18 protein-coding genes are annotated in these 22,125 nt (G+C 62.1%); 5 read left to right on the forward strand and 13 right to left on the reverse strand.

The genetic code is table 11. The features are described from left to right. Position 1: 1 nt before the first annotated feature. From FME68_RS13255 to FME68_RS08120, 8 genes are all read right to left on the reverse strand, one after another. Positions 2-346: a glycosyltransferase family protein gene (locus FME68_RS13255; RefSeq protein ID WP_230308937.1), complete on the reverse strand. Its 345-nt coding sequence runs from the start codon at positions 344-346 to the stop codon at positions 2-4. Between the two features lie 88 nt (positions 347-434). Further along, positions 435-815, reverse strand: a complete 381-nt coding sequence (locus tag FME68_RS08090) for a monovalent cation/H(+) antiporter subunit G (protein ID WP_158397150.1) — start codon at positions 813-815, stop codon at positions 435-437. Then, complete coding sequence (locus tag FME68_RS08095; protein WP_046647179.1) at positions 812-1,084, reverse strand: monovalent cation/H+ antiporter complex subunit F; 273 nt, start codon at positions 1,082-1,084, stop codon at positions 812-814. Before FME68_RS08095 ends, FME68_RS08090 begins: the two co-directional genes overlap by 4 nt. Then, the gene (locus tag FME68_RS08100) at positions 1,084-1,602 is read right to left on the reverse strand and encodes a Na+/H+ antiporter subunit E (protein WP_158397152.1); all 519 of its coding nucleotides are present in this window, start codon (positions 1,600-1,602) and stop codon (positions 1,084-1,086) included. The genes FME68_RS08095 and FME68_RS08100 overlap by 1 nt, the downstream gene beginning before the upstream one ends. Further along, on the reverse strand, positions 1,599-3,395 hold the full coding sequence (locus FME68_RS08105; RefSeq protein ID WP_158397155.1) for a Na+/H+ antiporter subunit D: 1,797 nt from the start codon (positions 3,393-3,395) through the stop codon (positions 1,599-1,601). The genes FME68_RS08100 and FME68_RS08105 overlap by 4 nt, the downstream gene beginning before the upstream one ends. Continuing rightward, positions 3,388-3,888, reverse strand: a complete 501-nt coding sequence (locus tag FME68_RS08110) for a Na(+)/H(+) antiporter subunit C (RefSeq protein WP_144013605.1) — start codon at positions 3,886-3,888, stop codon at positions 3,388-3,390. The genes FME68_RS08105 and FME68_RS08110 overlap by 8 nt, the downstream gene beginning before the upstream one ends. Further along, positions 3,888-6,803, reverse strand: a complete 2,916-nt coding sequence (locus tag FME68_RS08115) for a Na+/H+ antiporter subunit A (protein ID WP_328287783.1) — start codon at positions 6,801-6,803, stop codon at positions 3,888-3,890. The genes FME68_RS08110 and FME68_RS08115 overlap by 1 nt, the downstream gene beginning before the upstream one ends. A gap of 235 nt (positions 6,804-7,038) precedes the next feature. Continuing rightward, on the reverse strand, positions 7,039-8,406 hold the full coding sequence (locus tag FME68_RS08120; RefSeq protein WP_070680044.1) for a dipeptidase: 1,368 nt from the start codon (positions 8,404-8,406) through the stop codon (positions 7,039-7,041). A 109-nt stretch (positions 8,407-8,515) separates the two neighbouring features. Between FME68_RS08120 and FME68_RS08125 the strand changes: the two genes are divergently transcribed. The 5 genes from FME68_RS08125 (at position 8,516) to ppk2 (ending at position 14,508) form a co-directional block, all read left to right on the forward strand. Then, entirely contained in the window at positions 8,516-10,489 is a 1,974-nt protein-coding gene (locus tag FME68_RS08125) for an OPT family oligopeptide transporter (RefSeq protein WP_158397157.1), read from the forward strand. A 279-nt stretch (positions 10,490-10,768) separates the two neighbouring features. Then, complete coding sequence (groL, locus tag FME68_RS08130) at positions 10,769-12,415, forward strand: chaperonin GroEL (protein WP_046647185.1); 1,647 nt, start codon at positions 10,769-10,771, stop codon at positions 12,413-12,415. A 494-nt stretch (positions 12,416-12,909) separates the two neighbouring features. Continuing rightward, positions 12,910-13,089 carry a PorH family porin gene (locus FME68_RS08135; protein ID WP_158397158.1) on the forward strand — a complete coding sequence of 60 codons (180 nt, stop codon included), beginning with the start codon at positions 12,910-12,912 and terminating at the stop codon, positions 13,087-13,089. A gap of 57 nt (positions 13,090-13,146) precedes the next feature. Beyond that, on the forward strand, positions 13,147-13,251 hold the full coding sequence (locus FME68_RS08140; RefSeq protein WP_158397161.1) for a porin: 105 nt from the start codon (positions 13,147-13,149) through the stop codon (positions 13,249-13,251). A gap of 357 nt (positions 13,252-13,608) precedes the next feature. Beyond that, positions 13,609-14,508: a polyphosphate kinase 2 gene (ppk2, locus tag FME68_RS08145; protein ID WP_049154699.1), complete on the forward strand. Its 900-nt coding sequence runs from the start codon at positions 13,609-13,611 to the stop codon at positions 14,506-14,508. A gap of 98 nt (positions 14,509-14,606) precedes the next feature. On the opposite strand, the gene FME68_RS08150 is transcribed toward ppk2, so the two are convergent. The 5 genes from FME68_RS08150 to FME68_RS08170 form a co-directional block, all read right to left on the reverse strand. Beyond that, the gene (locus FME68_RS08150) at positions 14,607-18,575 is read right to left on the reverse strand and encodes a Pls/PosA family non-ribosomal peptide synthetase (protein WP_158397163.1); all 3,969 of its coding nucleotides are present in this window, start codon (positions 18,573-18,575) and stop codon (positions 14,607-14,609) included. Then, positions 18,576-19,052, reverse strand: a complete 477-nt coding sequence (locus tag FME68_RS08155) for a MarR family winged helix-turn-helix transcriptional regulator (protein WP_049154701.1) — start codon at positions 19,050-19,052, stop codon at positions 18,576-18,578. 60 nt (positions 19,053-19,112) lie between these two features. Next, complete coding sequence (locus tag FME68_RS08160) at positions 19,113-19,442, reverse strand: type II toxin-antitoxin system HicB family antitoxin (RefSeq protein WP_144013600.1); 330 nt, start codon at positions 19,440-19,442, stop codon at positions 19,113-19,115. A 297-nt stretch (positions 19,443-19,739) separates the two neighbouring features. Continuing rightward, on the reverse strand, positions 19,740-20,042 hold the full coding sequence (locus FME68_RS08165) for a rhodanese-like domain-containing protein (protein ID WP_158397166.1): 303 nt from the start codon (positions 20,040-20,042) through the stop codon (positions 19,740-19,742). Positions 20,043-20,078: 36 nt separating this feature from the next. Then, on the reverse strand, positions 20,079-22,085 hold the full coding sequence (locus FME68_RS08170) for a hypothetical protein (protein WP_158397168.1): 2,007 nt from the start codon (positions 22,083-22,085) through the stop codon (positions 20,079-20,081). Positions 22,086-22,125 lie beyond the last annotated feature (40 nt).

The raw sequence follows: 22,125 nt of genomic DNA on the forward strand, positions 1-22,125 counted from the left end.
TTCACGCCCGCTCGCGGAAGATCATGACGATGATGGCCAGCACTGCCAAGAACATGAGCGAAGGCCAGATAATGGTCAGCGCGTCCTTGCTAAAGAACGGCAAGACTTTGAACAGCAGGCCCGCAAAGGGTGGGTAAGTGAAGGGGAATTCAAAGATATAGGGGGCGTCGTAGAGCAGGCCACCGGCGTTGAGATCTTCGCCAGCCATGCGGTAGATGGCGAGGTCGAAGGGGAGGATGAAGGTGAAGGCCTTGTGGCCATCGAACTGGATGATCTTGTACACCATCACTGCGATGCCCAGTGCGAGGACAGCACACATCGTTGGTACGCCTTGCAACTTCTTCACGTCGACTCTCCTCGCCTGACCACCTATTAGTGCCTTTTGCAGCCTATATTATTGTCCCCTCATTTCCCGGCAGAAAGGTACCGTGTCCTTACTTTCGGCGCATCGAACGCGCGGCCGGGCTCTCGTTGCGTGTCATCGAATCCGGCGTGCCGTACAGACCCTCGCGGCGAGCGATACGCGTGGTTCTTTGTGCGGTCACCGGGCTGGTGATCATGGCGAAGAGGACAAGCAGCACCAAGATGCCCAAGTCGCCGCGCTCAGCCACGCTGAAGCTCTCCGAACCCGTCACCTTGATGATCGCGCCCACGATGGTGAAGATGAGCCCTGTGGTCTGTGGTTTGGCGATGGCATGCACGCGCGCCATCGTGTCCTTAAAGCGCGCCACGCCAATCGCGGCCGCCAAGATGAGGATGGAGCCGACGAGGATGAGGATGATGGAGAGGATATCGGCAATCAGTGCGTAACTCATGAATCCCTCTTCCTAAATCGGGTGACAGAGACCGTGGAGATGAAGCCGAGGAGCGCCACGACGATCATCGCGTTGGAGACCGTCGTGTCCAGCGTCCAGCAGATATAGGTGGCCAGGGCGCATTGGAACATGGCCACGAGTCCGTCCATAGCGATGAGCCGGTCGAGCGAGTTCGGGCCGATGACGATGCGCCACGTGGTGATGAGGAATGCCACCACGAGGAAGCCGGCGGCCACGGTGAGCAGGATGTTATACAGGTCCGTATCCATCAGGGGTGGCTCCTTTCAAAGATGGCAATCATATCGGCCTCGAGCTTGCGTACGGCCGCGATTTCGCGTTCCAGGTCCTCTTCGGAATCGGCGTTCAGCAGGTGGATGGTCAACATGCGGTTGGCAATGTCGATATCGGAGACCGTGCCGCCGGGCTGCAGGTTGTACAGGCTGACCGCCAGCGAGAGAATGAACTCGTTCTCCACTCGCATCGGCAGCTTCACAATCGCCGTCTTCGGCACCGGCTGCGGGCGCACCGCCAGCCAGCCGACCATGATGGAGGCCTCCATCAGCTCCACAAACCACTGCGCCATGAAGACGAGCAGTTTGCCCCAGCTCACCGAAATCCCCGCCACGGGCATGGCCGGCAGCGGCAGCGCAAAGACGATGAAGAGGCTGACGAGCAGGCCACCCACCAGGTTCGCTACGGTAACTTCGCCCATGAGCATGCACCACATGACGACGATCCACACCATGAACCACGGCCGGAAGCGGTGCTTAATACCGGAGAATCTCATCGCGACACCTCCTTTTCATCATCGTCCACGGTCGTGGGGAGTGTAGCCGTCGTGCTTGGCGACGACTTGGTGGTCGGTGCCACCGGTTCCGGATCCGGGAGGGGCTGGCTCCGGTTCTTTCGCGAATCCGCGCCCTCCTCGTAGCGCTCAGCAGGATCTAAGTGGCGCGTCGGGTCCTCGGCGGAGTCACCCAGGACGGCATAGCGGTAGATGGAGTCATCCTGCGCCGAGGTGGCCGCGCGGGTGGTGACACCAGAGATGGGGCCCGCCAGGAAGGACATCGATACCGAGGCGATGACGAGCAGGGAGGTCGACGCCAGCATGCCAAAGGGCACGCGGCCGACGTCATCGCGCTCCTCCAATTCGACGTACTCGGTGACTTCTCCCAGTGGGGAAGGCCGCACCATGGCGAGGTTGCCCTCGGGCGCATCGCCGCGGTCGCGCAGGAATCCCTTGGCCCACACGAGGATCATGACGTAGAGGGTCAGCAGGGAGGTGACCACCGCGCCGCCGATGAGGACCCAGGACAGCCAGGAGCCTTCATTCGCACCGGCTTGGAGCAGCATGATCTTGCCCAGGAAGCCGGAGAAGGGCGGGATACCGCCCAGGTTCATGGCCGGGATGAAGTACAAGATGGCGATGAGCGGCGCGGTGTAGATCAACGAGCCCAAGCGCCGCAGCGAGGAGGTGCCGGCTTGGCGCTCGATGAGGCCCACCACCAGGAACAGCGCGGTCTGCACCAGAATGTGGTGCACCGCGTAGAAGATGGCGCCCGACAGGCCCTGCGCGGTTCCGAGGGCAACGCCGAAGATCATATAGCCGATGTGGCTGACCAGTGTGAAGGACAGCAATCGCTTGATATCCGATTGGGCGATAGCGCCCAAAATACCCACGAGCATCGTAGCCAGTGCGACCCACATGAGAAGGACGTCCAGCCCGCCATCAGTAAAGATCGAGGTGCGCGTGCGGATGATGGCGTAGACACCAACCTTGGTGAGCAGGCCCGCGAAGACGGCGGTGACCAGCGAGGGGGCGGTGGGGTAGGAGTCCGGCAGCCAGGCATCCAGCGGGAAGACGGCCGCCTTAATTCCGAAGGCGATGAGCAGCACGGAGAACACCGCGGTGCGGGTGCCGGCGGGGATATCCTCCATCCGGATGCCAATCTGGGCCATGTTCATCGTGCCCACCGTGGCGTAGACATAGGCCAAAGCCAGCACGAAGATGAGCGAGGAGGCCATGGAGACCATGACGTAGCCCACGCCGGCCCGCACGCGCGCCGGCGAGGCGCCGAGGGTGAGCAGAACGTAGGAGGCCACGAGGAAGATCTCGAAGCCCACGTAGAGGTTGAACAAGTCACCGGCCAGGAAGGACACGTTCACGCCCATGGTCAGCAGCATGTAGGTGGGCAGGAAAGCCGCCACTGGCTCGTCCTTCGTACCGTCGCGCACGCCCTGTGCGATCGCGTACCACATGACGGAGAAGAGGACGATGGAGGAGGTAAAGAGCATGACCGTGGACAAACGGTCCGCCACCAGCGTGATGCCCACCGGCGCGTCCCAGCCGCCCACCTGCAGGGTTTGAATGCCGGTGGTATCCGCGATGGCAATCAGAGCGGCATTCACCACGGCGAGCGTGAGCAGCGAGAAGAAAGCGATGCGGCGCTGCGCATTGGTATTGCGCGCAAAGAGCATCGCCAGCGCAGCAGCCAAGGCCGGGATGATGATCGGCAGGGGGATCAGATAGCTGATATACGGCAGCAACAGATCCACTAGGGGCGAGATGGTCTCACTCATCGGTCGCCTCCTTCACGGGAGCCTCGAAGAACTCGGGGCCAAACTTATCGCCTTCCTTGGTGGTGCGGCCGGTGGTCGGGTCATTAGACGCGTCGTGGTCAGGGGCGGCTGAAGCATTGCCCGGGCGCGAGGCAATCGCCGCGATGGCAGCGTCCTCGGTGTCGTCCTCAATCACGTCCGCGGAGCGGTAGCGGTATTGGCGGTAAGCCAAGGTGAGGATGAAGCCGGTCAGCGCCATCGAAATGACGATGGCCGTGAGGATCATCGCCTGGGCCAGCGGATCGGCGATCTGATCGCCGTAGGGGAGAGAGTTCCGGCCGTCGATAGGCGGCGAGCCTGCCTGGCCGCCAGCCATGAGCATGAAGAGGTTCGCGCCGTTGCCCAGCAGCAAGATGCCGAGCAGCATTTTGGTCATGGCGCGGTCGAGCAACAGGTAGACTCCGGCGCCGCAGAGCACGCCCGCAGCGAGCAGGAGCATGAGATTGGCATCCATTAGGCGTGTCCTTTCTCTGCCGTGGTAGCGGCTTCTTTTGCTTGTGTGCGGCGCGCCAGAGAGCGTGCGCGATCGCGGGCGCGTTGCTTACGCATCTCTTCTTCCTCATCGAGCTTCGCGCCCAAGGAGGACAGCACGTAGAGCGTGAGGCCAATGACGATGAGGTAGACGCCGGCGTCGAAAATCAGCGCGGACGGCAGCGACACATCACCGATGAGCGGTATACCTACCTTCGTGTACCCAGAGGTCAGCGGCGGGTAGCCCAAGAGCATCGGGGTAATAACGGCGCTGAGGGAGAACAGCAGGCCTACCGCCATGGTGCGGCCGCCGTCGAGAGGCAGCGCCTCTTCAAGCTCCTCGCGGCCGCCAGCCAGGTAGCGCAGGATCAGCGCGAGAGCGGCGACGAGGCCACCGGCAAAACCGCCGCCAGGGGCGTTGTGGCCACCGAAGAAGAAGTACAGGGACAGCACCATCATCGAGGGGAAGAGGATGCGGGTGCTCACGTCCACCATGAGCGAGCGGTTGAGCGCCTTTTCGGATTCCACGCCCGCGGCCAGCCAGCGGCGGCCGGTGACCTTCAAGGTCGGGCGGCGGGAGGCACGGGTGAAGCTCTGCGTACGGAAAATCAGCGAGGCAATACCCGTTGCGGCAATGACGAGCACCGTGATCTCGCCGAAGGTATCCCACGCACGCAGGTCCACGAGCAGGACGTTGACCGTGTTGGCGCCGTGGCCGATCTCCTTGGCCAGCTCCGGCATGTACTGCGAGATGGGCTCCTCGCGCCGAGCGTTGATGGCAAACATACCCACCACGGTGACGGCGAGGCCAACGCCTACCGCGAGCCAGGCGCGCAGGCGGCCGGTCTTGGGATCTTGCTTCCACTCGGTATTAGCCGGCATACGGCGCAGCACCAGCATGAAGAGCACCATGATGATGGTTTCCACGAGGAGCTGCGTCAGCGCCAAGTCCGGAGCGCCCTGCAGCGCAAAGATGAAGGACAAGGCGTAGCCGGTCACGCCCACCAGGATGACCCCGGAGAGGCGGTTATCCAGCACCGTGGCGGCCACGGCGGCGATGATGATGATCACCGCGGCGATGGCCTGCCAGGGGTTTTCGGCCACGATCATGCGCACGTTGGTGAGATCGCCGCGGATGAGCATGACGATGGGCAGCACCATGAGCGTGGCGAAGATGACCGTGAGGTTGTATTGCAGCGAACCGCGCTGCGTGGAGGCGGTAATGCGCAGGGAGAGCTGGCGCAGGGCGTTGATGATGGCGTCGTAAGCATCGTCGGCAGAGCCCAATGCGGGGTAGGTGAATTGGGCCTTGGTGAGCGCCTGGCGCTGCCAGTGGAGGAGGGAACCCGCAGCGATAATGATCACGGAGAGCAGCAGCGGGATGGTCCAGCCATGCCACAGGGCGAGCTCGGAGGCGTCCTGCGCCCCAAAGGTGTTGTCCAAGTGCTGCGTGATGCCGTGGGAGAGCGGCAGCGGCAGCAGACCGAAGAAGATGGTGAGCAGGGTCAGCACTGCCGGTGGGATCCACAGGAAGGGGCCGATGTGGTGCATGTTTGCTACCGCCTCAGAGGGCTCGTCCTGGCCCTTGGAGGAGAAGGCTCCCCACAAGAAGCGCAGCGCGTAGGCCATCGTCAGCGCGGAACCGACGACGACGGTGACGAGCAGCATGTTGCGCGGCATGCCGACGAGTAGTTCCTCGTGCATGATGGCCTCGAGCGTGGCTTCCTTGGACACGAAACCCAGCAGGGGCGGGATACCGGCCATGGACATCGCGGGGAGGATGGCCAAGACGTACAGCGCGGGATTCTTCTTGCCCAGGCCCGCAAGCTTGTCGATGTCCCTGGTTCCCGTCGAATGGTCGATAGCGCCGACGATCATGAAGAGCGCGGCCTTGAAGAGGGAGTGCGCGAAGGTCAGCGCCAGTCCCGCCTGCATGGCCTCACGGGAGCCGATGGCAATGATGGTGGTGATAAAGCCCAGCTGCGAGACGGTGCCATACGCCAGAACCAGCTTCAAGTCACGCTGCTTGAGCGCCATCCAGCCGCCGAGCAGCATGGTGAAAGCACCCAAGGGGAGGACCACGAGGTGCCAAGTGGGAATGTCATGCACCGAGGGGGCAAGGCGTGCGACGAGGTAGATGCCGGCCTTGACCATGGCCGCGGAGTGCAGGTAGGCCGAGACCGGGGTCGGTGCGGCCATGGCACCGGGCAGCCAGAAGTGGGCTGGGGCGATGGCGGACTTGGAGAGCGCACCACAGAGAATGAGCACGATAGCCACGGTGAGGTAGGGGGTGTTGGCGAGGTCTTCGGTGGCGGCGATACTGCTGAAAGACCACGCGCCGGTCTGGCGGCCGAGGAGGGTAATACCCACCAGCATGGCGAGACCGCCCAGGACGGTGACCATGAGCGCCTGCTGCGCTGATCGACGCGACGAGGCTCGCTCGCCGTAATAGCTCACCAGGAGGAAAGACAGCAGGGAGGTGATTTCCCAAAAGACGTAGAGCAGCAGGAAATTATCGGAAATCACCAGGCCATACATGGCCGTGGCAAAGCCCACCATTTGGCTGCTGAAGAGGGCGAGGCGCCGCCGGGAGTGGTCGAAATAGCCCCAGCAATAGAGCAGGACCAGCGCGCCTACGCCCAAGATGATGAGGCTGAATAACGCGGAAAGCGCATCCATGCGGAAGCTGACATCGAGGTGCGCTGCTGGCATCCAGTTGAGGTCATAGGCCAGCTGGTTGCCGTCGCGCAGCGTGCCATCGGTCAGCCGTTGGAGCACCCAGAAGAACCCAACCGCGGGCACTATTGCCAAGAGGCCGAAGGAACGGCGGCCGAGATAGAAAATCAGGAAGGGAGCGGCGATGGTGGTTAGAACCAAGGCACAAAAGAGAGTGAGCACGAGGTTGCGGTGGCGTCCTTTCCTTGTCGGGGGACTGGGCTAAACCCACCGCACTGGCGGGCGTCTACTAGTGCTCACGATACAGTCTGAAATCCCAATTTTCACTTTTTCATTTCATGCAGTTATATATGCGTCTCCTGTTGGCGTTCTTCCACGTCGCTAGCGGCTCAGGTTGGAGGGGTACTGCGCCGCCCGCCCGGGATGCCCGGGCCACGGGGGCGGCGCTGCGGTGCGCTTAGGCGAAGCGCTGCAGGAAGAGCGCCTCGGCGATGGCGATCTTTTCAATCTCGGTCGGGTCGACCGACTCGTTAGCGGAGTGGATGGTGCACTGCGGCTCCTCGACGCCGAAGAGTGCGATCTCCGCGTTTGGGTGCTTCTCCTGCAACTCCACGGTCAGCGGGATGGATCCGCCCATGCCCTGGGTGATGGTCTCCCCGCCGAAGGCTTCGCCGAGGCACTCGCCGAGCAGAGCCACCGCGGGCTTTGCCGGGTCGGTCTCGAATCCCAGGTTGGCCTCCAAGATGGTGACCTCGATGTGTGCGCCCCACGGGACGTGCTTCTTCAGGTGCTCGGCCACGGCCTCCGCGGTGGCGCGGGGATCCATGGTGGCGGGGGTGCGCAGGTTGATGTTGGCTTCTGCGGTGGCGGGCACAGCGTTGACGGCCTCGGCCACCGGGGTGGAAGTAAAGCCGGTGATGGTCACTGCCGGGCGGGCCCAAATCATATCCGCGATAGCGGTGGCACCGGCCGGGTCCTGCGCGCCCATGACCTCGGTGCCCTCGAGCATCTGGGCATCAGCGCGGAAGTTCTCCTCGCTGTAGGCGGTGTCCTGGCCCTCGGCCAGCGGCCAGGTGCCCTCGCAATCGACGCCGTCGATAGTCGTGCGGCCATACTCATCCGTCAGGGAATCTAGCGTGCGCATGAGCGCCTTGACGGCGTCGGGAGCCGCGCCGCCGAACTGGCCGGAGTGCACGGCCGAGTGAAGGGTGGAGACCTTGACGTTGATCTGCGAGCCGCCGCGCAGGGAGGTCGTCAGCGTCGGGACACCTACCTTGGCGTTGCCGGCATCGGCGATGAGGATGGCGTCGGCCGCGAAGAGCTCAGGGCGCTCCTCGATGAGTGCGGACAGGCCCTCGCCGCCGCGTTCCTCGGAGCCCTCAATAAGCACGGTGAGGTTGAGGTCGGTTCCACCGTTGGCGTCGAGCGCGCGCAGGGCCGCCAGGTGCATGGCGACGTTGCCCTTGCAGTCAGCGGCGCCGCGGCCGTACCAGCGGCCATCGCGCTCAGTCAGGGTGAAGGGATCAGACTCCCACGCGTCGGGGTTCCCGGCAGGAACCACGTCGTAGTGCGAGTACAGCAGCACCGTCTTCGCGCCCTCCTTGCCGGGGCGCTTGGCGACGATCGCCGTGGAACCATCAGCGGTAGGGATGGCCTCGGGGGTGAAGTTGGCGTCGACAAGCGCGGCGTGGACCCACTCCGCCGCCTTCGCGGTCTGGTCCTCTAGACCCGGCTCGTTGTGGACGGAATTGAAGGAGACGAGCTCCTTGAGCTGGTTGAAAATAGTGTCGCGGTCATTGTTCACAAACTCAGAAATCTTGGTCATGCACTCCAACCTACTCGGATCCTCAACTCGGCCTACCGGCCGCTAGGTAGTAACATATGCACGGTTCTAGTCCATATTGTTTATAAGTTCTTTTTAGAAAGGACCTGACATGGCGTCTACCACCGCCGAAGGTTCCCAGTCCACGCTCCGCGAGCTCACGCTGCGCGGCATCATCATTGGTGGGCTCATCACTCTTATCTTTACCGCCGCCAACGTGTATCTGGGCCTCAAGGTGGGCCTGACGTTTGCCACGTCCATTCCTGCCGCCGTGATTTCCATGGCGGTGCTGCGCCGTTTTGCCGGGCACAACATCAAAGAAAACAACATCGTGCAGACCATCGCCTCTGCGGCCGGCACGTTGTCCGCGATCATCTTCGTGCTCCCGGGCTTGGTCATGGTGGGCTACTGGCAGGGCTTTTCCTTCATCGATACCGCCGCGGTGTGCGCCATCGGCGGTGTGCTCGGCGTGATGTACTCCATTCCGCTGCGCCGTGCGCTGGTGACGGGCTCGGACCTGCCCTATCCGGAAGGCGTGGCCGCGGCGGAGGTCCTCAAGGTGGGCGATAGCACCGGTGAGGAGGGCGAGGCCGCCCACGAAGAGAACACGAAGGGCCTGCACGTCATCCTCTTTGGCGGCATCCTTTCTGCCGTCATGGCACTGCTGGCGGCTATGAAGGCAGCCGCCTCCGAGGTGGCCACCTACTTCAAGCTGGGCCCTGGCGCGACGACGCTGGGTAGCTCCCTCTCGCTGGCGCTGGTCGGCGTGGGCCACCTCGTGGGCTTGGCCGTGGGTATTGCCATGCTCGTCGGCGTGGTCATCTCCTACCTCATCCTGCTGCCCATCCTCACTGGTGGTGAGGGGCTGGGTGATCCGGCCACGCTCATGGACACTGTTGATTCCGTCTTCTCCGGCCGGATTCGCTTCATCGGCGTGGGCACCATGGCTATCGCCGCGATCTGGACGCTGATCAAGATCACCGGTCCGATTGCCAAGGGCATGGCTGAGTCCTTCGCCTCCTCCCGTGACCGCAAGGGCGGCCAGCAGGTAGCGGTGGAGGAGCGCGATATTCCGGCGCCCTATGTCATTGGCACCATCCTGGTCCTGATGATTCCGATTGGTCTGCTGCTGTGGAACTTCGTGCGCGGTACCGATATTCACGACCACATGGCCGTCCTCATCACGGTCTCCGTACTCTTCACCTTGCTCGTGGGCCTGATCATCGCGTCGGTGTGTGGCTACATGGCTGGCCTCATCGGTGCCTCCAACTCGCCGATTTCCTCCATCGGCATCATCGCGGTCATCGCCGCCGCGCTGATCATTGCCGCCGTGACCCGCGGGACGGACGCGGAGCCGCTGTCGCTGGTGGCCTACACGCTGTTTACTGCGGCCATTGTTTTCGGTATCGCGACTATTTCCAATGACAACCTGCAGGACCTCAAGACCGGTCAGCTGGTCGGCGCGACGCCGTGGAAGCAGCAGGTAGCGCTCATCATCGGTGTCCTCTTCGGCTCCCTGGTGATTCCGCCGATTCTGCAGGTCATGCTCACCGGCTTCGGCTTCCAGGGCATGGAAGGCGCTGGTGAGGACGCGCTGGCTGCACCGCAGGCCGCGCTGATGTCTTCGGTGGCCTCCGGTATTTTCGATAACTCTTTGCCGTGGGATCTCATCGGTCTGGGCGCGGCTATTGGTGCCGTCATCATCATCGTGGACGAGTGCCTGCGCCACTTCACCGACAAGTACTCCCTGTCCCCGCTGGCCGTGGGCATGGGCATGTACCTGCCGGCAGCTATCACCATTGTGGTGCCGATCGGCGCTTTCTTGGGCTACTTCTACAACCGGTGGGCGGCACGCCAGTCCAAGCCGGACTTTGCCAAGCGCATGGGCACGCTGCTGGCCACCGGCCTCATCGTGGGTGAGTCCCTCTTCGGCGTGGTCAATGCGGGCATCATCGCGGCGTCGGGCGGCGATTCCCCGCTGGAGATCTTCGAGGGCGGCACGGCAGCCAAGTTCGTGGGCGTCATCCTCTTCGTTACCGGCATTGCCGCGGCGTATAAGTGGACGGCTAAGAAGGCTGCGTCTTAAGAGCGACAGGGACTTCGTTGTGACGGGCGGTTCGGTTTAGCGGGCAGTTTACTTTGATGGGCGGTGCTTTCGCACCGCCCGTTCGTGTTGAATCTTGCAGTCGGTAGGTCTGAGTGCCAGAATGGTCGCTAGCACTTCCACATGGCAAGTGCCAGAAATGAATCAAAATCATCTATGTGGTTGGGGCTGGAGAACACTCGCCAGCCGTGCCGTCGCGGGCGTCCGTCATAGATCCAGACGTGAGTGTCGTCCTCAACAAAGCTTAAGGAGCACAAACACATGGCAAAGATCATTGCCTTCGATGAAGAGGCACGTCGCGGCCTCGAGCGTGGTCTCAACACGCTTGCCGACGCCGTCAAGGTCACCCTCGGCCCCAAGGGCCGCAACGTCGTCCTGGAGAAGTCCTGGGGCGCCCCGACCATTACTAACGACGGTGTCTCCATCGCGCGCGAGATCGAGCTCGAGGACCCGTACGAGAAGATCGGCGCAGAGCTGGTCAAGGAAGTAGCTAAGAAGACTGACGACGTTGCCGGTGACGGCACCACTACCGCTACCGTTCTGGCACAGGCTCTCGTCCGCGAGGGCCTGCGCAACGTAGCCGCTGGTTCCAACCCGATGGGCATTAAGCGCGGCATTGAGGCCGCCACCAAGAAGGTTGTTGACTCCCTGCTTTCCTCCGCGAAGGAAGTAGAGACCCAGGAAGAGATCGCCACCACCGCTGGTATTTCCGCCGCTGACCCGGCAATCGGCGAGAAGATCGCCGAGGCTATGTACACCGTGGGCAACGGCTCCGTAAACAAGGACTCCGTTATTACCGTTGAGGAGTCCAACACCTTCGGCGTTGACCTTGAGGTCACCGAAGGCATGCGCTTCGACAAGGGCTACATCTCTGGCTACTTCGCTACCGACATGGAGCGCCAGGAGGCTGTCCTCGAGGATCCGTACATCCTGCTGGTTTCCTCCAAGGTCTCCAACATCAAGGACCTCGTTCCGCTGCTGGAGAAGGTCATGCAGACCGGCAAGCCGCTGCTGATTATAGCTGAGGATGTTGAGGGCGAGGCCCTGTCCACCCTCGTGGTCAACAAGATCCGCGGCACCTTCAAGTCCGTCGCCGTGAAGGCTCCGGGCTTTGGTGACCGCCGCAAGGCCACCCTGCAGGACATGGCTATCCTCACCGGCGGCCAGGTCATCTCCGAGGAGGTCGGCCTGTCCCTGGAGACCGCTGAGATCGAGTACCTCGGCCAGGCACGCAAGGTTGTCGTGACCAAGGACGAGACCACCATCGTTCAGGGCGCTGGCTCCCAGGAGCAGATCGACGGCCGCATCAAGCAGATCCGCGCCGAGATCGAGAACTCCGATTCTGATTACGACCGCGAGAAGCTCCAGGAGCGCCTGGCCAAGCTGGCCGGCGGCGTGGCAGTCCTCAAGGTTGGTGCCGCTACCGAGGTTGAGCTCAAGGAGCGCAAGCACCGCATCGAGGACGCTGTACGCAACGCTAAGGCAGCCGTCGAAGAGGGCATCGTCGCCGGCGGTGGCGTGGCCCTATTGCAAGCAGCTGATGTCCTGGATTCCCTCTCTGACCTCACCGGTGATGAGGCAACCGGCGTCAAGATCGTCCGCGAGGCCCTGTCTGCTCCGCTGAAGCAGATTGCTCAGAACGCAGGCCTGGAGCCGGGCGTTGTCGCCGACAAGGTTGCGTCCCTGCCAGCTGGCCAGGGCCTCAATGCGGCTACTGGCGAGTACGTGGACCTCATGGCCGCTGGCATCAATGACCCGGTCAAGGTCACCCGTTCCGCACTGCAGAACGCTGCGTCCATCGCGGCCCTGTTCCTGACCACCGAGGCAGTTGTGGCGGATAAGCCGGAGCCGGCCGGTGCAGGCGCTGGCATGCCGGACCCCGACGCAATGGGCGGCATGGGCTTCTAATGCTTAGCTCCCCGGACTGAGGCGTCTCGCGGCCGCAGCCAGTAGCAAAACGAACGCTCCCCACGGTCAACCGTGGGGAGCGTTCTCTATTCTGAGACCTTTTTGTGCCCTTATCTCACCCCGGATGGGGGTAGGCGAGCATGTTCTTGCGGAAAATATCTCGCGCTTTTACTTTGTTTGTCAGGCCTATGAATCGCTAATGGAGGGGCTAGCGTTACGTTCTGAAGAAAATTTCTTGGAGCCTCGCGCCTGACTCTGTTTATTTCCGCAGTTAGGGGCGTTGTTGCTGGTTAGGTTAAGGTCGAGTGAATAAATAACGCTTGTTGCATGCTTGATTCGCAATACTCTTCACCCGAAAAATTAACTCGCCTAAACGCTTGCAAAGTCGGGGAGGTGTGCCAAAATAGTTTCTTGTGACGCCCGCTGAGGGTGTCTGCAAAACCGCAAACCCCTCCGGGCACTTCTGAGTCCGGACTTCACAAAAGGAGACCATAATGGATCTTTCTTTCGTTGCTGATCAGCTGGGCAACTTCGCTGACTTCGCTTCCGGCATCAAGAACCTCTTCCAGGGCTTCGCTAAGGCTTTCGACGTCATTTCCGGCGCTGTCCAGCAGGGTGACTCCTACGAGTTCGCTCCGAAGACCAACGAACTCGACGTTCTGTCCTCCAAGTAAGCTTTAGCGCTCTCTGAGCGTCTTGACTACATAAACTTCAATCCCAAGGAGATCAAAATGGGTACTTTCTCTTCCACCGGCATCCTCGGCGACATCCTGTCCGTCCTCTACGCTCTGGGCGACATGGCTTCCGGCGCCAAGAAGCTGATCGGCCTGCTCTAAGCAGCACGCTGTTCACGCAGAACTAAGCGTTAACCCCGCTGACCCACTTTGGGCAGCGGGGTTTCTCATTTGTATAACCCTGACCGGCTAGTTCAGCGGCGCGGTACGTTTTCGCAAACATGCCCTTGGGATCATGTGCTTTCCGGACCTTGCACGCGAAAACGTACCATCGCGTACGCGGGGCGGGTACGGATCGATCAATTAAGGCCCCAGATCTTCGAGTTTTGGGGGAACTATTTGTGAGAAACGTACATTCTGAGCGGCTGCTGCCGCCCGTTTGCCACTACGGGGGTAAATTGGGCGGCGGCAACCAGTTTTATCGCGCCGGATGCCTGTTTCATAGATAGAATTATTGGCATGGCTGACATTAAAGACGACGAACTCCCCGAGATCGACCTTGCGCAGACCGACGGCTACGTCGTCGATGACTCCGATGAAGACGATCCCTCGCTCATCATGCCGGATGGCTCGCCGGTTGAGACTTGGCGCGAGAACTACCCATACGAAGAGCGCATGACGCGCGATGAGTACGAGTCCATCAAGCGCTCCCTGCAGATCGAGCTGTTGAAGTGGCAGAACTGGACCAAGGAAACCGGCCAGCGCCACATTATCCTCTTTGAGGGCCGCGATGCTGCAGGTAAGGGCGGCACCATCAAGCGTTTCAATGAGCACCTCAATCCGCGTGGTGCCCGCACCGTAGCGCTGGAGAAGCCGTCCCCGCGCGAATCCACGTCGTGGTACTTCCAGCGCTATATTCAGCACTTCCCGTGCGGCGGTGAAATCGTCTTCTTTGACCGCTCCTGGTACAACCGTTCCGGCGTGGAGCGCGTCATGGGCTTCTGTACGGAATCCCAGCACGCAGAGTTCCTGCGCGAGGTACCGATGCTGGAGAACATGATTCTCGGCTCCGGCATTTCGCTGACAAAGCTGTGGTTCTCCGTGACCCGTAAGGAGCAGCGCACCCGCTTCGCCATCCGCCAGATCGACCCGGTCCGTCAGTGGAAGCTTTCGCCCATGGACTTGGCCTCTCTGGATAAGTGGGATGATTACACCCGCGCCAAGGAGGAGCAGTTCCGTTACACCGACACTGAAGAGTCTCCGTGGATCACCATCAAGTCCAACGACAAGAAGCGCGCCCGCATTAACGCGATGCGCTACGTGCTCTCCAAGTTTGAGTACACCAACAAGGACCACGAGCTCGTTGACCAGGTGGATGACAAGATCGTCAAGCGTGGTCGCGACCAGATCGGTGACTAGTCACGTCACATTGACCGCTCATTAGCGGCTCGCGAATTTGCGCCAGGCATAAAGAGAAGAGGCGGCAGGAAATCCTGCCGCCTCCTTTCTTTGCCTACCTAGTGTTTCCAGGGCTCAATCGGGTTGCCCTGCCACTCGGAGTTGCTCGGGACTTGGTCGCCGCGCATGACCAGCGAGCCGGGGCCGACGGTGGCCACGCTGCCGATGACTGAAGCAGGCAGCGCCACCGAATGCGAGCCCAGGGTGGCGCCGGCCTTGATGGTGACGGTATCTAGGCTCATGACGCGGTCCTGGAAGAGGTGCGTTTGCACCACGGTGCCGGGGCCGACAGAAGCGCCTTCGCCCACGAAGCACAAGTCCGTCTCCGGGAACCAATAAGAATCAATCCACGCGCCGCGGCCAATCGTCACGCCCAGCGCGCGCAGGCCCTGGTTGATCTCACCCATGCCATAGGTGTGGGTGAAGAACCACGGGGCGGCGACCGCCTCTACGAAGGTGTCCTGCAGCTCGTTGAGCCACACGAAGGCGGACCACAGCGGGTGGTCGCCGGCGGTCTGCGTGCCCACGCAGATCCACTTGACCGCCACGGTGATCGCCATCGCGATGGCGCCGGCCACCATGAGGATGACACCACCGAGGGCCCAGGCGGCGGCGATGCTGAGGGCGTCGGCAAGCGCGTAAAGCGTCGCCAACGTGCCCGCCAGCAGCATGGCCGAGGTCATCGGCGCCAGCAGGCGCATGGTCTCAATCGCACCACGCGCGGCCTTGACCCCAAAGCCCGGGTTATAGGTGAGGGACTCGCCCTCCACACCGTCCACGTGGGCCTCCACGCGGCGCATGCGCTCCGGCGGGGAACCCCACCAGTTAGCACCGGACTTGGTCTTCTTCGGCGTCGAGGACAGCACGGCCACCAGCGAGTTCTTCGACAGCTTGCGGCCCGGACCGGTGATTCCGGAGTTGCCCACGAAGGAACGCTTGCCCACCTTGGTCTCACCCGTGAGCATCCAACCGCCGCCGAGCTCATAGCCGCCGATCATGGTGTCATCCGCCAGGAAGGCGCCGTCCTTGACCTCGGTGAGCTTGGGCACCATGACGGCCGTGGAAATCTCCACGTCCTTGCCAATCGTCGCACCCAGCGAACGCAGCCACGCCGGGGTGAGCTGCGAGGCGTAGATGGGGAAGAGCTGCGTGCGGGCCTCGTCCATAAGGCGCTCGATGGCCCACAGGCGCCAGCCCTTGGCGGAGCGCACCGGTGCCACACCGGGCTTGATACCCAGCGAGAGGATGCGCACGCCCAGCCAGGTTTGCAGCATGAAGGTGGCAAACGCCGCCAGGGCACCGAGCGGAGCGAAGAAGATAGAGCCGACGTAAGGGGAACCGTCGGTCACCGCGATGAGGGCAACGACCACGGCAGCGCCCACGGCCAGCGCCACGATGGGCTGGAAGGCCAGCAAGATAGAGGTAGCGCCGTAGATGGCTACCCACCACGGGCGGCGCTTCGGGGCATGCGACGGGAAGCGGTGCTTGGAGCGGCCCACCTTCTTGGCAGGAGAGCCGGACCAACGCTGGCCGTCCTTGATCTTCTTGCGCCCAGTGACGGTGGAGCCGGCTTCGACGTGGGCATCCTTGCCCACGACGGTGCCTGGGAGCAGCGTCGAGCGCGCGCCCACGCGAGCGCCTTCCTTGACCTCAATGGCGCCGACGTGCAGGATATCGCCGTCGAGCCAGTAGCCGGAGAGATCGACCTCGGGCTCAATCGCGGCGTGCTTGCCCAAGGTCAGCAGACCCGTCACAGGCGGCAGCGAGTGCAGGTCCACTCCGCGGCCCATCTTCACTCCCAGCGCGCGGGCATAGTTGTTGACCCACGTAGCGCCCGCGATCGAGCGCGAACCAGAAGCATCCGCCCAGCGCTCCGCTGCCCAAATACGCAGGTGCGTGGAGCCCCCGCGCGGGTACTCGCCGGGCTTAATACCGGTGGTGATCAGCCGCGCGCCGAAACCACCGATGGGGATGCGGCCGATGGGGGTGACAAAGATGACGAGGAGAAGGATGACCAGCCACCACGGGGTGGTCATGGCCCACTCCACACCCAGCAGGTTCGCCAGGTTTGAGCCCAGCAGCAGCCAGGCCAGCCACGTCGTGGCGGCCAGCGTCATGATGGGCAGCTGGATGAGTGTTTGCGCGATGCGCGTGCCAGCGCCGACGGGCTTGACCTCGCGGGCAGGCCCGGCGTCTTCGACGGACTCGGCACCGGCAAGCTGCTCCGCCAGGGAGCCTAGGCGCGGGTGGTCGTAGAGATCGCGCACGGCCACGGTGGGGAAGCGCTCGCGGATGCGGCCGACCAAGGTCGCCGCGGCCAGCGAGGTGCCGCCGAGGGAGAAGAAGTCTGCGTTGACGTCCTCGACGGACACCCCCAGGGTGTCCACCCACAGCTCCGCCAGCCACTGCTCGGTGGGGTTGAGGCCGTCTGCCTCCACGCCCACTCCCGGCAGCGGCCACGGCAGGGCTTTCTTATCCACCTTGCCGGAGGTTCGAATCGGCAGCTCATCCATGACGCAGATGCGCGGGACGAGCGCTGCCGGCATGGTCTCCGCTAGGCGGGCGTGTGCCGCTTCGTGGTCGAACCCGGCATCCGGGTCATCCAGGGAGACGTAGCCGACCAACACGGACTCGCCGCCCGGTGTCTTCTGCACGGCCACGGCGGAGTTGTAGACGTTCGGCAAAGCGGCGACGTTAGCTTCGACCTCACCGAGCTCGATGCGGCGGCCGCCAATCTTGACCTGGTCATCGACGCGGCCCACAAAGTACAGGCCGTCCTCTTCCAGGCGCACGTGGTCGCCGGTGCGGTAGGCACGCTCCCAACCCATAGACTCCAGCGGCGCGTACTTCTCCGCGTCCTTCACCGGGTCCAGGTAGGCAGCCAGGCCCACACCACCAATGACGAGTTCACCCACCTCACCGATGTTCACGGGGACGCCGTGCTTGTCGACGACCACCAGATCCCAACCCTTCAGCGGCAACCCAATCGATACGGGCCTGCCGGGCAGCATGCGCTGCGCGCAGGCCACGACGGTGGCCTCGGTGGGGCCGTAGGTATTCCACATCTCGCGGTCCTCGGTGGCCAGGCGGTCCGTGAGCTCCTGGGAGCAGGCCTCGCCGCCGACGATGAGAAGGCGGATGTTGTCCAGGGCCTCGGCGGGCCAGAGGCCGGCCAAGGTCGGCACGGTAGAGACCACCGTGATGTCGCGGCGGATGAGCCAGGGGCCCAAGTCCATGCCGGAGCGCACCAGGGAGCGCGGGGCCGGTACCAGGCAGGCACCGTGGCCCCAGGCCAGCCACATTTCCTCGCAGGAGGCGTCGAAGGCCACGGACAGGCCGGCCAGGACGCGGTCGTCCGGGCCGAGGGGGCCGTGCGGGCTATCCGCCAAAAAGAGGGCAGCTTCGGCGTCCACGAAGGCGGCCGCGGAACGGTGGCTCACGGCCACGCCCTTGGGCTTGCCCGTCGATCCGGAGGTGAAGATGATCCACGCGGTGTCTTCGGGGCGTGGCTCGTCGAAAAGCGCGCCGTCTCCATCGTCCTTTTCGTCGAACGTGGGGCGCGCCTCGCGCAGCATGCGGAAGCCCTCATCGGTGAAGACACCGTCGATGTCGGCTTCGCCGAAGACCATCTCGGCGCGTTCATCGGGGTCGTCGGCGTCGACCGGCACGTAGGCCGCGCCGGCGGCGAGTGTGGCCAGGATGGCCAGGTAGAGCTCGCGCTTGCCGGAGGTCATGCGGATGCCGATGCGGTCGCCGCGGCGCACACCGCTGGCGTGGAGCTCGGTGGCCCATGCGGAGACGTCGGCAAGCAGCTCGGCGTAGGTGAGGATTTCACCGTCGTCGAGGGCCGCGGCCTCGGGGTAGTGCTCAGCGGTGGTCTTAACGATGTCCCACAAGGTGCGCGCGGGGGCGGCCTCGTCGCCGAGGAGGTAGTGCTCGGGGACCTCGGGCATCGCTGGGGTCTCGGGCTCATCGGTGCGGAGGGCGTGGCGGCCCCCGGTACTAGGAAGGTTTTCGGGCTCTGTCATTTAAGCATCACCGCTTTCGGTATCGGCGGGTGCGTCCGCCGCGATGATGGCGGCGGCCAGCTTGCGCAGATGCTTGAGCTGCTTGTTGGTGGATTCGTCGAGGGCTTCGTCCTCGGCCTTCGACACCAGGACGGCAAGCTCCTTGTGAGCTTTCACGCCCTTCTTGGTGGAGGCAATGATTTGGCGGCGACGATCTTTGGCATCGCGCTCACGCTTGACCCAGCTGCGGGACTCCAAGGAATCGAGCAGGCGCACCATGTCGGAGGCGTCGATGGCCAAGGTCTCCGACAGTGCGGACTGGGAGGATGCGGTCTCCGCAACGAGGCAGGTGAGCACCCAGTACTCGCGCAGGGTGGTTTGCTGCGTTTGCAGCGCGGCCTCGACGCCTTCGCGGGTGCGGCGGCGGAGGCGCTCCAGCTGGAAGGAGGGGGACTCCAAGAGCGCGGTCGGAATGGATACAGAATTCAATGAAGGCATGCCGACGATACTACGCGCCTAAGGTGGCAAACTTAAATCATGGGTTGTGGCCCATTAGTTTCAGGTTGAGGCTAGCTTCTGCACGATGAGTGTGTTGAGAGAAACGCCTTCCCGTTCTGCTTCGATGGTTAGGTCTCGGTGAAGTGACTGAGGTATGCGGAGGTTGAACTTCCCCGAAAAGCTTCGCTGCCCGAATGGTTCCGGGATGCGTTCATTGTTGCGTTGCATATCTTCTAGAGTTTCTTCGACGACGCTGCGCAACTCGGCTTCTGCGGTGGCCGCGGTTGTGTCCAGCCATGACAGGGAAGGGAACTCTAGGACTGTGGCAACGAACTCGCCATCTTCTTCTGACCAAGCGGTTTGGTAGGTGTATTTGTCTGCGAGATTCATGATCTGCTCCTAGGGGAGGTGGTCGATGGCGGCTAAAACTTGGCGAATCTGAAAGGGCTTCGCTTTCCCGTTGTGCCCCCTCTTGGATATTGACTCGGGGGTCTCCCTGCCATGGGGTTTTATAAACGATGTGCGAAGTTCCACGCCGTTTCTTTCCGGCGCTTTCTTGGCGTTCGAAATAGAAGTCACATACAAGTTGCAGCTCTGAGAAGCGGACGTTTGTCCGTGAGGCCCGCATCTTTGTGAGGATCTTTTCTATCTTGGAAACCACACCTGTATGGTACCGCAATGGTACCACTAGTGGTTTGGGTAAACCATAGGGCAGCCTTGTGCTTTCCAACCATCCGTGCCGCCCTCGACGTTGATGACGTCCCAGCCCTTGGTGTGCTCCAAGTACTGGCAGACCTGCATGCTGCGCCCGCCTAGGTGGCAGATGACGTAGATGTCTTGGTCCGGGTCAATCTCGTCGATGCGATCAACTAGTTCGCCCATCGGGATGTGCGTGGCGCCCTGGGCGTGCTCGGTGTTCCACTCGTGGACCTCGCGGACGTCGATAAGCTGGGCGTTCTCAGGTACTTCCTGTGGCGTTACGTTTCTCATGCCCCATACCCTAGTCACGCATAGGGCCTAGTGTTGTTACTCCACTCGTCGCGTCCACGGAAGAGCTTCAAACTCTGCGCGGTCCCCGTTCACAAACCGTTCAAGGAGGGACAAGGCTTCGTCGATGTCCTCTAGGAGCATCTGGAAGTTTTCTTCCTCACCGTTGTTGTGGCCCCATTCGACGAGGTAGCGTGCCGCTCCTGTTTCTGAGGGTTGCACGCGGTCGACCTGGCAGTAGTCGCCCGGGACTATTCGGTCAAAGGCTGCTACCCACGCTCCCACTTCGGGGAAGCCGTCCTGGCGAACTGCCTCGAGAAGGTCATCGTTGAAAAGATACGCAGCTGAGCCGAAGACCGTGGCGTTGACCATGAAGCGCTCTTCCTCAGGGATATCTGAGGACGACTTCTGATCTTGCCAATTCACTTTGTCCACCAACTGCGCCGGGGAGTAGGTGAATTCAACCATCAAATCCAGAGCAAGGGGCAGTGGGATGGATGGGATTTCGTGTAGGTTCCCGTCGGGGGTGACAAGGTCAAGCGAAACGTTGTCGCCCGTATAGGTTGTTTCCAAGGTATAACGCTCCTGGAAGTCCACCTGACTCCCGGATCGAACCTCAAGCCTCCATCCTGTGAAGAGGCGAAGGCCTGCTTCGAGTACGGAGGAGGAGGTGGTCACCTCCCAAGTGTTCACATACAACTTATCCGCGAGTAGCTTCAACTGGCAGCTCTCAGCCCCCGGAAGCGGCTTGCCCGACGGGTTGTACAGTGCCAGGGAATCATCGACAACAAGCGAAATGCCATGATCCTGCGCCAGATGAGTAAGCCTCTCTATTGTGACCGACCTGACGTCGGCAGGGATGAGCAGCCGAGTGAGTGCTTGTGCCTCCACGTGCTCCTCGGCGAGGAGGATTTCGCTTCCGAGCTTTGAGTTAATCCTCTCAATATATTTCTGCATCCGAGGGCTGGGCTCGCCATTATGGTCAGCGCGGATGCGGTGCATCATGCATACTGATGCTTCAGTCCACTGCTCCTCGCGCTCCGGAAGCTCCATTGCGGTGACCGTGGTGTACGGTGCCGGATCCGAAGATGAAGAGTCCGGGAAGACCGTGGAAATCATCTCGCCGTTGCCGTCCAAATAGTGCTCCGCCACTGCGATGACTTCGTCTGCGATGTCGAAGGTCTGCACATTGTCGGTGCCGAGGTTATCGTAAACCTTCGCGGTCCACTGTCCTTGCGCATTGCGGCCGTAGGCCAGGGAAAACGTTGGCCATTTGTGTAGGTGGACCATCACGCCTGCGGGGAGCTCCTTCACCGCGTCCAGCCGGCGCCAGGGTGTTTCGTGGCGGACTGAAGCATCCAGGATTGGCTTAGATTCGCGTTGAGGCAACGGCTCCCACGCAAGTTCTTCGATCAACGGGTTGTGATCACTGAAGGAAAGCAGAATCTCTCGTGCTTCTTCATAGGTATCGACAGTGAGCGTGCGGAATGCTGGTTCAGTGGCCTCTGGAGGGAGGCTGGACCATATCAGTTCGAACTGACCACTTGCGCGCACGTGCATGGACATATCGAGGCCGTAGCTGCGTTCTTCCGAGCCATAGTTGACTACCTGAAGCCACGTTTGCTCGGACACCGGCAGGCGCAGGGCGTCCTCAAAGGCGCGATCAAGCATCGGTCTGCTGACCTGTCGCCACATAGTTCCCATGCAGTTCCTGATGGAGGAAAGGCCATTGCTGCTCGTGGGGATTCCAGTCGCATTAAAGAGGATGTCCGTGGTTCCAATGAAGACAGTCAAGCCGTGGTAATACGCCAGCAAAGCTAGCTTTTCTTGGAGTTCTAAATTGCTCGAATCCATCGTGACCGTGACGGCCGAATGCGCGGGCACGTCCTGTCCGAAGAGCTTGGAGAGCGCCGCCGATGCTTCTTCCATTTCTGGATCCGGCTTCCGGAAGGAGTCCAGCCCTTCCGTCTGAATTAACTCCAGAAAATAGTCATGGTCAGCAATCTTTTCTCGGTTAAAGCGCACGATGTTGAGCTGCACGTCCATTAAGCGGGGTCCTTCCGGGGTGGGTTGGGCAAGGGCACGG

The organism is Corynebacterium hiratae (genome assembly GCF_009708045.1).
Lineage (GTDB): Bacteria > Actinomycetota > Actinomycetes > Mycobacteriales > Mycobacteriaceae > Corynebacterium > Corynebacterium hiratae.

Coding starts and splice junctions, on each gene's coding strand:
- FME68_RS08170 (WP_158397168.1), bottom strand. CDS start 22,085: ATGGACGTGCAGCTCAACATCGTGCGCTTTAACCGAGAAAAGATTGCT.
- FME68_RS08095 (WP_046647179.1), bottom strand. CDS start 1,084: ATGGATACGGACCTGTATAACATCCTGCTCACCGTGGCCGCCGGCTTC.
- FME68_RS08135 (WP_158397158.1), top strand. CDS start 12,910: ATGGATCTTTCTTTCGTTGCTGATCAGCTGGGCAACTTCGCTGACTTC.
- FME68_RS08110 (WP_144013605.1), bottom strand. CDS start 3,888: ATGGATGCCAATCTCATGCTCCTGCTCGCTGCGGGCGTGCTCTGCGGC.
- FME68_RS08090 (WP_158397150.1), bottom strand. CDS start 815: ATGAGTTACGCACTGATTGCCGATATCCTCTCCATCATCCTCATCCTC.
- FME68_RS08160 (WP_144013600.1), bottom strand. CDS start 19,442: ATGAATCTCGCAGACAAATACACCTACCAAACCGCTTGGTCAGAAGAA.
- FME68_RS08150 (WP_158397163.1), bottom strand. CDS start 18,575: ATGACAGAGCCCGAAAACCTTCCTAGTACCGGGGGCCGCCACGCCCTC.
- FME68_RS08120 (WP_070680044.1), bottom strand. CDS start 8,406: ATGACCAAGATTTCTGAGTTTGTGAACAATGACCGCGACACTATTTTC.
- FME68_RS08105 (WP_158397155.1), bottom strand. CDS start 3,395: ATGAGTGAGACCATCTCGCCCCTAGTGGATCTGTTGCTGCCGTATATC.
- FME68_RS08155 (WP_049154701.1), bottom strand. CDS start 19,052: ATGCCTTCATTGAATTCTGTATCCATTCCGACCGCGCTCTTGGAGTCC.
- FME68_RS08140 (WP_158397161.1), top strand. CDS start 13,147: ATGGGTACTTTCTCTTCCACCGGCATCCTCGGCGACATCCTGTCCGTC.
- FME68_RS08165 (WP_158397166.1), bottom strand. CDS start 20,042: ATGAGAAACGTAACGCCACAGGAAGTACCTGAGAACGCCCAGCTTATC.
- groL (WP_046647185.1), top strand. CDS start 10,769: ATGGCAAAGATCATTGCCTTCGATGAAGAGGCACGTCGCGGCCTCGAG.
- ppk2 (WP_049154699.1), top strand. CDS start 13,609: ATGGCTGACATTAAAGACGACGAACTCCCCGAGATCGACCTTGCGCAG.
- FME68_RS08125 (WP_158397157.1), top strand. CDS start 8,516: ATGGCGTCTACCACCGCCGAAGGTTCCCAGTCCACGCTCCGCGAGCTC.
- FME68_RS08100 (WP_158397152.1), bottom strand. CDS start 1,602: ATGAGATTCTCCGGTATTAAGCACCGCTTCCGGCCGTGGTTCATGGTG.